9 protein-coding genes are annotated in these 13,531 nt (G+C 48.7%); 4 read left to right on the top strand and 5 right to left on the bottom strand.

Annotated elements, in window-relative coordinates:
• Positions 1 to 185: 185 nt before the first annotated feature.
• Positions 186 to 2,360 (bottom strand): 1,4-alpha-glucan branching protein GlgB, encoded by a 2,175-nt coding sequence (gene glgB, locus B0F88_RS09240; protein WP_104423651.1) that lies wholly within the window; start codon positions 2,358 to 2,360, stop codon positions 186 to 188.
• Between the two features lie 91 nt (positions 2,361 to 2,451).
• On the opposite strand from glgB, the gene glgC reads away from it, so the two are divergent.
• From glgC to malQ, 3 genes are all read left to right on the top strand, one after another.
• Positions 2,452 to 3,732: a glucose-1-phosphate adenylyltransferase gene (gene glgC / locus B0F88_RS09235; RefSeq protein WP_104423650.1), complete on the top strand. Its 1,281-nt coding sequence runs from the start codon at positions 2,452 to 2,454 to the stop codon at positions 3,730 to 3,732.
• Positions 3,722 to 5,416 carry a glycoside hydrolase family 57 protein gene (locus B0F88_RS09230; protein ID WP_104423649.1) on the top strand — a complete coding sequence of 565 codons (1,695 nt, stop codon included), beginning with the start codon at positions 3,722 to 3,724 and terminating at the stop codon, positions 5,414 to 5,416. Before glgC ends, B0F88_RS09230 begins: the two co-directional genes overlap by 11 nt.
• 163 nt (positions 5,417 to 5,579) lie before the next feature.
• Entirely contained in the window at positions 5,580 to 7,079 is a 1,500-nt protein-coding gene (gene malQ / locus B0F88_RS09225) for a 4-alpha-glucanotransferase (protein WP_308472014.1), read from the top strand.
• Between the two features lie 52 nt (positions 7,080 to 7,131).
• Here the strand turns inward: malQ and B0F88_RS09220 are convergent, their stop codons facing one another.
• The 4 genes from B0F88_RS09220 to B0F88_RS09205 form a co-directional block, all read right to left on the bottom strand.
• A complete protein-coding gene (locus B0F88_RS09220) occupies positions 7,132 to 8,001 on the bottom strand; it encodes a quinoprotein dehydrogenase-associated putative ABC transporter substrate-binding protein (protein WP_104423647.1) in 870 nt (289 codons plus the stop codon).
• Between the two features lie 123 nt (positions 8,002 to 8,124).
• Positions 8,125 to 9,981, bottom strand: a complete 1,857-nt coding sequence (locus tag B0F88_RS09215; RefSeq protein WP_104423646.1) for a methanol/ethanol family PQQ-dependent dehydrogenase — start codon at positions 9,979 to 9,981, stop codon at positions 8,125 to 8,127.
• Positions 9,982 to 10,403: 422 nt separating this feature from the next.
• Positions 10,404 to 11,129, bottom strand: a complete 726-nt coding sequence (locus tag B0F88_RS09210) for a UDP-2,3-diacylglucosamine diphosphatase (RefSeq protein ID WP_104423645.1) — start codon at positions 11,127 to 11,129, stop codon at positions 10,404 to 10,406.
• A 95-nt stretch (positions 11,130 to 11,224) separates the two neighbouring features.
• On the bottom strand, positions 11,225 to 11,737 hold the full coding sequence (locus B0F88_RS09205; RefSeq protein ID WP_308472011.1) for a peptidylprolyl isomerase: 513 nt from the start codon (positions 11,735 to 11,737) through the stop codon (positions 11,225 to 11,227).
• A gap of 218 nt (positions 11,738 to 11,955) precedes the next feature.
• Here B0F88_RS09205 and cysS point away from each other — a divergent pair, with 218 nt between their 5' ends.
• Positions 11,956 to 13,341, top strand: coding sequence for a cysteine--tRNA ligase (cysS, locus tag B0F88_RS09200; RefSeq protein WP_104423643.1), 1,386 nt, complete (start codon positions 11,956 to 11,958; stop codon positions 13,339 to 13,341).
• Positions 13,342 to 13,531 lie beyond the last annotated feature (190 nt).

Raw genomic sequence — 13,531 nt, 5'->3', positions numbered from 1 at the left:
TTAAAGGATAACTACTCAACAGATGTTAGGTTTGTTATCGAACACCGGATGATATTTTCAAGGCTAAAGGCCAAAGGCTAAAGGCTAAAGGCTAAAAATTGGAACGTTTTTTAAATTTAGATGCAAACTTTTTCGCCCTTCGCCCTTCGCCCTTCGCCCTTCGCCCTTCGCCCTTCGCCTAAAACCTATAATTTCAAAATTACGGCGCCTAACGGAGGTAAGGTAAGGCTGATAGAGTAGGGCTGATTCATCCACGGCGTAGGTTCCGACAATGCTACGCCGTTGCCGACATTGCTGCCGTCGTAGTAGCCGGAATCGGAATTGAATATTTCCGTATAGGCGCCTTCCAGAGGTACGCCTATCCGGTATTCTTCGCGGGGTACCGGGGTAAAGTTGAGTATGACAATCAAGTTTTCATTTTCGGTTTTGCGCCGGTAACTGATGATGGACTGTTGCACATCATGGCAATCGATCCAGTCAAAACCGTGATGATCGAAATCATGCTGGTACAAGGCCGGGTGCTTTTTATAAAGATGGTTCAGGTCTTTTACCAGCGTTTGTATGCCTTGGTGATGCGGGTAGTCCAGTACATACCAGTCCAATGGCCTGTTAAAGTTCCATTCGGAGCCTTGCCCGAATTCGCAGCCCATAAACAGCAGTTTTTTGCCGGGATAGGTGTACATCAAGGTGTAAAGCAGCCGAAGGTTGGCGAAGCGTTGCCATTCGTCCCCCGGCATTTTGTTGACCAGGGAGCCTTTGCCATGCACGACTTCGTCGTGGGAGAAGGGCAGGCAGAAGTTTTCGGTAAAAGCATAGAGCATCCCGAACGTGAGCTGGTCGTGATGATATTTGCGGTGTATCGGCTCCTGGCTCATATAGGCCAGCGTGTCGTGCATCCAGCCCATATTCCATTTCATCGAGAAGCCCAAGCCGCCGGTCCAGGTCGGCCGGGTTACTTGCGGCCAGGACGTGGATTCTTCAGCCATCATCACCGTGCCGGGGTGCTGGTCGTGGGTGACGGTATTGAGTTCTCTGAGGAAGTCGATCGCTTCCAGGTTTTCGTTGCCGCCGTACATGTTGGGAATCCAGTCATTCTCGTTGCGGGAATAATCCAGATACAGCATCGAGGCCACGGCATCGACCCGCAAGCCGTCGAGGTGGAATTCCTCCAGCCAGAACATCGCGCTGGCCAGCAAAAAGTTTTTAACTTCGTTGCGGCCGTAGTTATAAATCAATGTGCCCCAGTCGCGGTGTTCGCCTTTGCGCGGGTCTTCGTGCTCATAAAGCGCGCTGCCGTCGAAACGGGCCAGCGCAAAGCTGTCTTTGGGAAAATGTGCGGGTACCCAGTCCAGGATTACGCCGATGCCGTTTTGATGGCAGGTGTCGATGAAATAGCGGAAATCGTCCGGCGTGCCGTGACGGCTGGTCGGGGCGAAATAGCCGGTGGTTTGATAACCCCAGGAGGCGTCCAGCGGGTGTTCGGTGACCGGCAATAACTCAATATGGCTGAAGCCCATCTCCTTGACATAGTCGACCAGCTGTACGGCCAGTTCGCGGTAATTGAGGAAATTGCCCAGATGATCGCGGCGCCAGGAACCCAGGTGAACCTCGTAGATAGACATGGGTTCATGCAGCCAATTGTGGCGGACACGGTCATCCAGCCATTGCTGATCCTGCCAATCATAGTTGTTTTCATGGACAACAATTGACGAGGTGTTGGGGCGGAATTCGAATTGCTGTCCGTAAGGGTCGGTTTTTAACAGAACCTCATGGGTATTGCGGTTTAATATCTCAAATTTATAGAAACAGCCGGCTTGCAAATCCGGTACGAACAGTTCCCAAATGCCGCTGCCGCCCAAGCTGCGCATCGGATTGCAACGTCCGTCCCAGCGATTGAAATCGCCGACTACGCTGACCCGTCCGGCATTGGGCGCCCAAACCGTAAACAAAACCCCGGCAATGCCGTCGACGCTGTGCAGATGTCCGCCCAATTTTTGGTAGATATGCCAGTGCTTGCCTTCGCCGAATAGGTGTTGGTCAAATTCCGGCAGTTGCGGACCGAAATCATACGGGTCGTAGTTTTCGTGGCTGTTGCCGTCTTTATCGATCCAGGACAGGCGGTAATGAGCCGGCAACCGGCCGGGTTCGGCGTTATATTCAAAAAAGTCGGTATCCGGTATCCGGTTCAAGGCCGCGCCGTTGTGACTCAAGCTGACCGTTTCCGCGTAAGGCAGGTACACTTTAACCTGAATGTGATCGTTCTTGGGGTGGCGGCCTAAAATTGAAAAAGGATCATGATGTTTGGCTTCCATGATTTTTATAGCATCTGAATCAAGTGCGTTATTAGATTGCTTTTTCACTATGAATAGCCTCGGTGTAGTGGAATAATAGTTGCGTGAATGTTACCAAACACATCAAGAGTTGTCAGTCTATTCCACATGGAGATGAAAAATGTCAGCGTCAAGTAATCATAAGTATGATCATAATGTCAGCCAGTTAACCCGCAATACCATTGCATTAATACTGGCCGGTGGCCGAGGTTCGCGGTTAATGAATATGACCGATTGGCGCGCCAAGCCGGCTGTACCGTTTGGCGGCAAGTTTCGGATTATCGATTTTCCGCTGTCGAACTGCATGAACTCGGGGATACGCAAGATAGGCGTTTTGACCCAATACAAGTCGGATTCGCTGATCAGGCACATCCAGCAGGGCTGGGGGTTTTTACGCGGCGAATTTGGCGAGTATGTCGATTTGATGCCGGCCCAGCAACGGCACGACGAGAATTCCTGGTATAAAGGAACAGCTGACGCTATTTTCCAGAATATTGATATTTTGCGTAGCCGTAGCCCTGAACATATCCTAGTGCTGGCCGGGGATCATATTTATAAAATGGATTACGGCGCGATGCTTGCCGATCATGTTGAAAAAAAGGCCGATTTGACGATCGGCTGTATCGAAGTCTCGCTACAGGATGCAACCGCTTTCGGCGTGATGGATGTCGATGAAAACAGGCGGGTCAGGGCTTTTGTTGAGAAGCCGGAGCATCCTCCGGTTATGCCGGGCAGAACGGACACTGCGTTGGCATCCATGGGTATTTATATTTTTAATGCCGGTTTCTTGTTTGAACAATTGCTAAAAGATGCCGACACCAAGAGCTCAAGCCGGGATTTCGGCAAGGATATTATTCCGGCGGTTATCGATAAATATGTCGCCAACGCTTACCCCTTTTTGGATTTGCAAAGCGGGGTGCAAAGTTACTGGCGCGATGTGGGGACCATCGATGCATACTGGGCGGCCAACATGGAATTGATTGGCGTAAAGCCGGATTTAAATTTATACGATAAAACCTGGCCTATCTGGACCTATCAGGAACAAACACCGCCGGCCAAATTTGTTTTCGACAGCGACAAAAGACGGGGCCAGGCAGTTGACTCTATGGTTTCCGGCGGTTGCGTGATTTCCGGGGCGAAAGTCAGGCATTCCCTGCTATTTTCTAATGTCCGCGTTAACTCATACACAACGTTGCAAGACACCATTGTTTTGCCGGAAGTGAATATCGGCCGCCATTGCCGCATTACCAAAGCGATTATAGAGAAAGGCAGCGAAGTCCCGGAAGGCACCATCATCGGCGAAAACAGGGCCGAAGATGAGAAAAGATTCCATGTGAGCCCCGGTGGAGTCGTTTTGGTTACGCCGGACATGCTGGGACAAAGAAGACATTATGTCAGATAAAAGAAAACTGAAACTGGTCTTGTGCTGGCATATGCACCAGCCGGAATACAGGGATTTACAGACGGGAGAATTCAAGCTGCCGTGGACCTATCTGCATGTTATTAAAGACTATGTGGATATGGCGGCGCATCTGGAAGCCGTGCCGAAGGCTAAGGCGGTGGTGAATTTCGCGCCTATACTTCTGGAACAAATCGAGGAATATGCCCGGCAAGTCAACGGCTATTTGCATGACCGCATTTCGATTACCGATCCTTTATTGGCGGCTTTGGTTAACCCGAGTATTCCGGCGGATCCTGAAGAGCGCATGAAACTGGTTAAAGACTGCATGCGTGCGAACAGGGAACGGCAAATCAACCGTTATCCGACCTTTAAAAGATTGATTGAAATGGCCGAATGGCTTGAGCAGCATTACGACTCTTTGACGTATGTCAATTCTCAATTTATCAGCGATATTCTGGTTTGGTATCATTTGGTTTGGATGGGTGAAACGATAAAGTTGGCGGATAGCCGAATAAAACGCCTGATAGAGAAAGGCTCCGGCTATACCATGCACGACAGGATTGAAATTGTAGAAGTCATTGCCGAGCAGCTGACCAGTATTATCTGTAGATACAAGGCATTAGCCAGAAAAGGGCAGGTTGAACTTTCCGTGACGCCTTACGCCCATCCTATCATGCCGTTGTTGCTGGACTTGAACTCCACCCATGAGGCTATGCCGAGTGCTCCTTTGCCTGAGTTGGATGCCTATCCGGGAGGCAAGGAGCGCGTATGGTGGCATCTTGAAAAGGGCGTGCAGACGTTTAAACGGTTTTTTGGTTTTGAGCCTAAAGGATGCTGGCCTTCGGAAGGCAGCATCAGCGAGCAGACCTTAAAAATATTGGGTGACTTCGGTTTTGATTGGGCGGCTAGCGGCGGGTCCGTGCTGCATAATAGTTTGAATCTTCCTGAAAACGCCAAACACACAGGGATTCATCATCCTTTTAAACTGAAAAAAACCGATATAGCCTGCTTTTTCCGGGATGACGGCTTATCCGATCTTATTGGTTTTGAGTATTCAAAATGGCATGCCGATGATGCGGTCGGCGATCTGATCCACCATCTGGAAAATATTGCCATGCATGAAGCCGGAGACAAGGTGGTTTCAATTATTATGGACGGCGAGAATGCCTGGGAGTATTTTCCTGCTAATGGCTATTACTTCCTCAACGGCCTGTATCATCGTCTGGCCGATCATCAGGCTATTGAATTAACGACTTTTTCGGAATGTCTGCGCAAGAATGTTGACGTTAAGCCGCTGTCGAAAATGGTTGCGGGCAGTTGGGTTTACGGCACTTTTTCGACCTGGATAGGCGATGCGGACAAGAATCGAGGTTGGGATATGCTCGGGGATGCTAAATGGACGTTTGACAAAGTCATTGCCGCCGGTAGGTTAACGGATAAACAAGCGCAACAGGCCGAGCTTCAGTTAGCCGTTTGTGAAGGGTCCGACTGGTTTTGGTGGTTTGGCGATTATAATCCGGGCGAAGCGGTCAGCAACTTTGAGAAACAATTCCGGCTTAATTTGGCTAATTTGTATCGATTGCTGGGTGAAGATCCCCCCGCTTATCTGGCGATGTCATTTACCCAAGGTTCCGGCGCTCCGGCTATGGGAGGAGCAATGCGTCCAGGCGTCGAGCTTGTATGAAGCTAACATATTTGGCTGATTAAAATTGAAAGTTGTATGAAAGCTATAACAGGTAAAGTTATTAAAGCCTGTTGTAAAGGGCATAATGGATTTGGCTTTTGGCAATCCGGCCGAGTCTGCCGCGCAGTGTTAGCCGCGTTCCCATAAAGTTAGCATTTGCTGAATAGTTACCACAAACAAGAGATCATTAAGAGTGAATGACGTCTTAAATAAACGCCGCGCCGGCATTCTTTTGCATATTACATCGTTGCCGGGTGCGGGCCGTCAGGGTGATTTGGGGCAGGAAGCTTACCATTTTGTAAAGTTTCTGCATGATTCGGGGGTGAGCGTATGGCAAGTTTTGCCTTTAGGCATGACCCATGCGGATGGTTCGCCCTACCAATGCCTGTCCGCCCACGCCGGGAATCCTGCATTAATCAATATTGAGTGGCTGGTCAAGCGGGGGTGGCTGCACCGCACCGAGAAATGCGAAGAATGTGCCGGCAATTGCGCCACAAGGTGTCTGGTAACAAAAGCTTATTATGGATACCTGGAAAGCGCCGAACAGCGGGATAAGGAGGACTTTGAACTTTTTTGCCGGGACAAGGCGTTCTGGCTCGATGATTTCGCGTTGTTTCTGGCGCTTAGAGTTGAATTTAACCAGCAATGCTGGAACCAGTGGCCGGAGCATTTCAAGGAAAGAGATGCAAAAGCCATAAAAGAAGCGCGTCGCCGGCTAAAAACACAAATTGAATGTATTAAATTTGAGCAATATGTGTTCTTCCGGCAATGGCTGGAATTAAAAGTCTACGCCAACCGGCATGGTGTTTTTTTATTCGGCGATATTCCTATTTTTGTGTCTTATGACAGTGCCGATGTCTGGGCGCATCGTGAGGTTTTTAAGCTCGATAAATCAGGTGAGATGTCTGTTGTGGCCGGTGTGCCGCCCGATTATTTTTCTGAAACAGGGCAGCGCTGGGGGAACCCGCACTATAACTGGGACCATCTGGAGAACACCGGATTTCATTGGTGGGTCGAAAGGATGGAAACCCAGCTTGAGTTGTTTGATATTATTCGGATCGATCATTTCCGGGGACTTGAAGCCGCCTGGGAAATACCCGCCAATGAAGATACCGCAATTAATGGCGTTTGGGTTAATGCGCCGGGCCAGGCGTTATTAAATGCAATAAAAGCCGAGCATGGGTCGATTCCGTTGGTTGCCGAGGATTTGGGTATTATTACACCCGAAGTTGAGGCGTTAAGGGATGAGTTTGGTTTGCCGGGCATGAAGATCTTGCAGTTCGCATTTGGCGACGGCCCTGATAACCCTTATTTGCCGGACAATTATGAGAAAAACTGCGTTGTTTACACCGGTACTCATGATAATGACACAACGTTAGGCTGGCTGCAGGGTATTAGCGATGATGCTAGGAACCACATTTACGATTACCTCGGCAGGCCCGCTATGCCGCTGCATTGTGCGTTAATTCATGCCGCATTGGCATCGGTTGCAAACCTTGCGGTCATTCCGATGCAGGATATTCTGGAATTGGGGTCTGAGCATCGTATGAATACTCCAGGTACAACTGTGGGTAATTGGAAGTGGCGTTTTCAGTGGGATCAGTTGTCACATGAACGGGCGGTCAGATTTGCGTATCTGGTTGGCTTGTTTAATCGTAAATAAGGTTTTCGTAGGGCGGCCGGCCGGGCCGCCCTTGAATATAGATTAATTGGGGTCAATCGTCGTCTTTGCGAACAGCCTGTTTAGGGAGCGGTAGCAACGGAAAGTTGTAACCTGCCATGATGGCCCGAATCTTATCCGCTTTATCCGCTATCAGCTTGTCAAGAGCCTCTTTTCTTGCTTTATCGCCATTGCGAACGCCCATCGCCATCGCAAATTCGAATTTCATGTCCGGTGTTGATTTCATCGGGATCATTGAGTAACTGTTTTTAGGGCTTTGCGCAACGACATAGCCCGCCATAGGTCCCCACAGAATAACCATATCAATCTTCTTCGCTTTAAGATCCTTTTCTATCTGCATGGCGACATTATTTTCGCCGTCGCCCGACATCGATTGATAAGGGATGCCCACATCGAGCAGACCGTTTTTTTGCATCCAGGTTGTGCCGGGGCCGCGGTCAAACATCGCAATTTTTAATGCCTCCTGTCTTTTTAGCGGCAGATCGGCTAATTGGGCGGCATCGATAATATCATCCCAGCCGCGTCCTTTGGCGATTAACAGCACATAAGTCGACTGGTAGTACGGAGAGGTTGTCAAGGTAAGCTCGTAACCTGCCGGAACGCCCATAATGACGTCACATTTATATTCATTGCTGTCCACATCGGTGTCTTTTAACGGCGCATTTAACGTGTTGCGGATAAAGCCGATGCGTTGCGGCAACCATGTGTATTCAACGGTCTGTCCCAGTTCTTTGGCAAACAGTTCGGCGATTTTGTTTTCAAAGCCGTCTTTGTTTTTTGTGGAATAGGGCGGATTCAAAGGGTCGGCGCAGACTTTGAATTTTTCTTCTGCTGTGGCGGAAAAGCTGATTGCGGCTAGAAACAAGATGGCGAAGTATGCTGTATGTTGAGGTAAGGTCCTCATTAAGATCTCCTTGTGTGAATCAAACAGTAAGGGGTCATAGTTTACTGGATAAAGAGGCAAAAAAAAGCCCCGGTTGATAAATCAACCGGGGCTTTTAATTCACAATCTAAAAATCAGATCGATTTAGTTGCTGGGTAATGTAAATACAGTTAATGTACCGCCCAGTTTAGTGAAAGAGCTTAAGCTTCTGTAAGCGCCCACAGCGCCCAAACCTTCGGAGTTTGAACTTGCTTCACCGCTGTCAAGGCCGGCAGCGATACCGATGCCAGCCCAGCCGCCGATACCTGAAAGAACGCCAACATATTGCTTGCCGTTATATTCCCAAGTATTAACGTTGCCGATGATGCCGGAAGGTGTTTTGAACCGATAGAGTTCTTTACCTGTTTTAGCGTCAACCGCTTTCAGGTAGCCTTCCAGAGTACCGTAGAATACTACGCCGCCGGCAGTTGCAACAGAACCTGACCAAACAGAGAATTGTTCTTTGTTAGACCAAGCGATTTTACCGGTTTTGGCGTCATAAGCTGTGAACTGGCCCAGGTTGGTTGTGCCGTCTGGTTTGCCGGTCATAACGTCCGCGCCGGCAGGCATCATAGTCAAAGTAGCGCCAACGTAGGGTTGACCCGCTGTGTATGATACTTCGAATGGTTCGTAGTCCATGCACAAGTGGTTGCCTGAGATATAGAACAAGCCGGTTTGTGGAGAGTAAGAAACCGGTTGTTGGTTTTTACTTCCTAACGCAGCAGGGCAAACGCCTTGTGTGTTAACGTCTTCGCCGTTTTGCTCAGTACTGTATTTAGATACAACTTGTGGACGGCCGGTGTTCATGTCGACATGAGTTGCCCAGTTAACTGATTTGTCGAATTTTTCAGCAACAAGCAGTTCGCCGGTTTCACGATCTAACGTGTAGCCAAAACCGTTACGGTCGAAATGCACGATAGTTTTGTGCATTTTGCCTTTAACTTCTTGGTCAACCAGAACGGTTTCGTTGATACCGTCAAAGTCCCACTCATCGTGTGGAGTCATTTGGTAAACCCATTTAACCGCACCGGTGTCGGCGTCACGAGCCCATAATGACATGGACCATTTGTTGTCGCCAGGACGTTGAACCGGGTTCCATGTAGATGGGTTGCCTGATCCGTAGTAAATCAGGTTCAATTTAGGATCATAGCTGTACCAGCCCCATGTCGTGCCGCCGCCGATTTTCCATTGGTCGCCTTGCCAAGTGCTGGTGCTTGAGTTTTCGCCAACCGGAGTGACTTTGCCGTCTTTCCAGGTGGTTGTCTTCTTGGGATCAATCAGAGTGTCTTTATCAGGACCCATGCTGTGGCCTTTCCAGACCAGCGCGCCGGTATTGATGTTGTATGCCGCCAAGAAACCGCGAACACCAAATTCACCACCGGAAATACCGGTTAAAACAGTATCTTTAACAACTAACGGAGCCTGTGTGTTGGTCATGCCCAGTTTAGGGTCGCCGTTTTGTACGCTCCATACGCGTTTACCGGTTTTAGCGTCCAGTGCAGTTAAAACGGTATCGGATTGTTGCAGGAAGATTTTGCCGTCGCCATAAGCCAAACCACGGTTGACAGTGTCGCAGCACATAACAGGAATAGTTACGTCAGCATCTTGTGTCGGCGTGAATTCCCAGATTACGGATTGAGTTTTTTGATCAATTGCGTAAACAGTGTTAGGGAAAGGTGTATGAATGTAAAGAACATCGTTAACAACCAAGGGGCCGCCTTCGTGGCCACGCAAGACGCCTGTAGAAAAAGACCAGGCTGGTTGCAGATTTTTCACATTGCTGGTATTGATTTCGCTTAGCTTGCTGTAACGAGTACCTGCGTAATCACCACCCCAAGTTGCCCAGTTGGCTGGGTTTTGGGTCAGTTTTTCAACTTCGCTGTTAGCAGTTGAAACTGCTGGTGCGGCTAGAATAGCAGCCACACTGGAAGCAAGCAGCCAACTTTTCAAAGGCTTCTTCATATTATATTTCTCCTGGTATTCTGTTAATTTGACAGAATAGTGATTGTGTTTTTTAGGACTAATATTAGTTTTTAGGGTGTTTTTCATGTTCCATGGATACAGGAAATTTTCACTCTAGGGGCCTAAATTTAATGATTTTGCCCCAAAAGTCAACTTTTATAGGCGTCGATGCGGAGTGATTTTCTGTAACGTTTTGATAAAACACAGGGTGGCCGGTCATTGCTCCTGCATCCGTGCAGCCGCTACGAGGGCTTTAGATTTTCAGGATATTTCGTTACAGATGCGGTTGAGCGACACGTCATTGATTTAATTGTCGCCGAGGAGGAAGAGGAGGTTCTACAAAGATTGCATTTGTAATAGTGCTCGAATTAAAGTCGCTGAATTTATTTTTGACTTTTATCTATGTAAAACAAATAGACAGGTTAAATGGCTTCGATGTGGTAGCCGTTGCTGTTCCAGCATAATACTTCGGCCGCATGCTTGCTCCATGCGGAAAGAACAAAGCGCTGTGCGGGTTGTCCGTCTATTTCAAAGTCATGGATAGCGGGACGGTGCGTATGCCCATGAATCAAGCGCAGGCAGCGTCGCTTGCGCATAACGTTGATCACCGTGTCCTGATTGACATCCATAATGTCCTGGGACTTCCGGCGTTTGTGGAAATAACTGCGGACACGATACCAGCGTGCCGCCAGCAGCCGTAAAAACAAGGGCTTTGACAACACGGATTGTTGCCATTCCAGGGTATGGGATTTGGCGCGGAATGCCTGATAAGGCCGGTCATCGGTACACAATAAATCGCCGTGAGTTAACAGCGTCGGCGTGCCATGTAAATCGATCACGGCGTACTCATCGAGAAGTATGACGCCGGTATCCTTGGCAAACCGCTTACCTAGCAGGAAATCGCGGTTGCCTTGCTGTAAATAAACCTGAGTGCCTGAATCGGTCAGCTGTTTAAGCTGTTTTCGGATCGTGTTGTTGGGTGGAGTAAAGTCGTCGTCGCCTATCCAGGCATCGAAAAGATCGCCCAATATATAAACCGCGGCTGCTTTGGGCGCTCTATCGCTAAGGAATGAAAGAAACCGGCGGGTGATTTCAGGCTTTTCCAGGGAAATATGCAGGTCTGAGATGAATAGGATTTCTTGATTCAAGGGCGAGTGAGAGGCAAAAGGGCAAAGGGCAAAGGGCAAAGGGCTAAAGACGGGGGGGTGTCGGCACCTTTCGCCTTTAGCCTTGCGCCTTTCGTCTATTTTATAACTTCAGCTTTTTCGACAATGATGTCGGTTTTGGGTACGTCTTGATGTCCGCCACGGTTGCCTGTGGGTTGTTTTGCCATTTCATCGACAACATCCATGCCTTCAATGACTTCGCCGAATACCGCGTAGCCCCAGCCACTGGGTGTTGGGCTGGTATGATTCAGGAATGAATTGTCTTTGTAGTTGATAAAAAACTGAGCGGTTGCGGAATCGGGAACGTTGGTGCGCGCCATCGCTAAAGTGCCGCGTTTGTTCGGCAAGCCGTTATCGGCTTCGTTTTTGATAGGATCATGAACCGCTTTTTGGTTAAAGTCAGTATCAAAACCGCCGCCTTGCGCCATAAATCCGGGAATTATGCGATGGAAAATAGTGTTGCTGTAAAAGCCTTCGTTAACATAAGTCAGGAAATTTGCCGATGAAATAGGCGCTTTTTCAGGATTCAGCTGGATAATGATTTCACCCATAGAGGTTGTTAATTTAACTTTTGATGGTGTATCAGACATTTTATTTTCCGTTGCAAATGAGAGTGTTGTGGTTAAAAGCAGCATCATGGAGAAAATGAAAGTACGCATGGTTTTCCTTGTTGAGTGATGCAAAGAACAAATTCTAAGTGTTTTTGTCTTGAAAGAGAAGCATGCGCTTGGTAGATTGTGCGGATTTGTTTAACCTGCCCCGGCTGATCGGCAATGGAAAACATCGCCTAACTGAATGATTTAATGACATGCTGAAAATATATAACACCCTGACCCGAAAAAAAGAACAGTTCCAGCCGCGCGTAGCGGGCAAAGTCGGCATGTATGTCTGCGGCATGACGGTTTACGATTATTGCCATGTCGGCCATGCGCGGGTCATGGTCGTGTTCGATACGGTTGCTCGTTACCTTCGCTATCAGGGTTATGAATTGACCTACGTGCGCAACATTACCGATATTGACGACAAAATCATCCAACGTGCGATTGAAAACGGCGAAGACTACAGTCAATTGACTGCGCGGTTTATTGACGCGATGCACGAGGATGAGCGGGCGCTGGCCGTTTTGCCGCCCGACCTTGAGCCGAGGGCGACGCAATCTATCGACGACATTATCGCGATGATTAAAGCCTTGGCGGACAAAGGCTTGGCTTATGTCGGCAGCAATGGCGATGTTTTTTATGCGGTGACCCAGTTCAAGGATTACGGCCGGTTATCGGGCAAGAACCTGGACGATTTGCAGGCCGGCGAACGTGTTGATGTGGATCCGGCAAAACGCAATCCGATGGATTTTGTGTTGTGGAAGATGGCCAAGGCCAACGAACCTGCCTGGGATTCGCCGTGGGGTTTGGGCCGCCCCGGCTGGCATATCGAGTGTTCGGCGATGTCCACCTGTTGTTTGGGCAATCATTTCGACATCCACGGCGGCGGTATGGATTTGCAGTTTCCGCATCATGAAAATGAAATAGCCCAGTCGGAAGGGGCGACCGGCGAGAAATTCGTCAATCTGTGGATGCACAACGGTTTTGTCCGTATTAATGAAGAAAAAATGTCCAAGTCGCTGGGTAATTTCTTTACCGTGCGTGAAGTGTTGAACCAGTACAAGCCGGAGATCATCCGCTTCTTCATTCTTTCCAGTCATTACCGCAGTCCGTTGAATTATTCCGATGAACAGCTCAATGACGCAAAAGCGGCTTTAACGCGGCTGTATACTGCCCTGCGCGGCGTGGAAATTACGGCCGATGCGGCGATTGAGCAAGCATATAAAATCCGTTTTGAACAGGCGATGGATGATGATTTTAATACGCCGGTTGTTTTGTCGGTGTTGTTTGATTTAGCCAGGGACTTGAATAAAGCCAAAGAAACCGACCCGCAGAAAGCTGGTGTATTGGCGGCTACGCTGAAATATTTAGGCGGCTTGCTGGGCATATTGCAGGATGACCCTGATGCTTTTCTTAAAGGTAGCGGGGACGCTGTACTTGGTGAAGGACAAATCGAACAGCAAATCCAGGCGCGTCTGGATGCAAAAAAAGCCAAAGACTGGGCTTTGGCCGATAAAATCCGTAACGACCTGAAAGAGCAGGGCGTGATTCTGGAAGATTCGCCCGACGGCACCACCAGCTGGCGGCGCGAATAGTTAGTCGAGTAACGGTATTCCCACGGGAGTCGTGGAAAAAGTGCAATGTTAAGTTGTAAAAAATATCACCACGAAGACACGAAGGACACGAAGAAATAAACTTCGCGTCCTTCGTGTCTTCGTGGTGAATAAAAAGATTTCAAGTGATAAAACTCAAGTAAATACATCAAGGTTTTAATAGCCGATCAAA

It is taken from the genome of Methylobacter tundripaludum (assembly GCF_002934365.1).
In the GTDB taxonomy this organism is placed as follows: domain Bacteria; phylum Pseudomonadota; class Gammaproteobacteria; order Methylococcales; family Methylomonadaceae; genus Methylobacter_A; species Methylobacter_A tundripaludum_A.
Note: the sequence above shows the minus strand (reverse complement) of the source record. Positions and strands in the feature narration are given on the sequence as shown.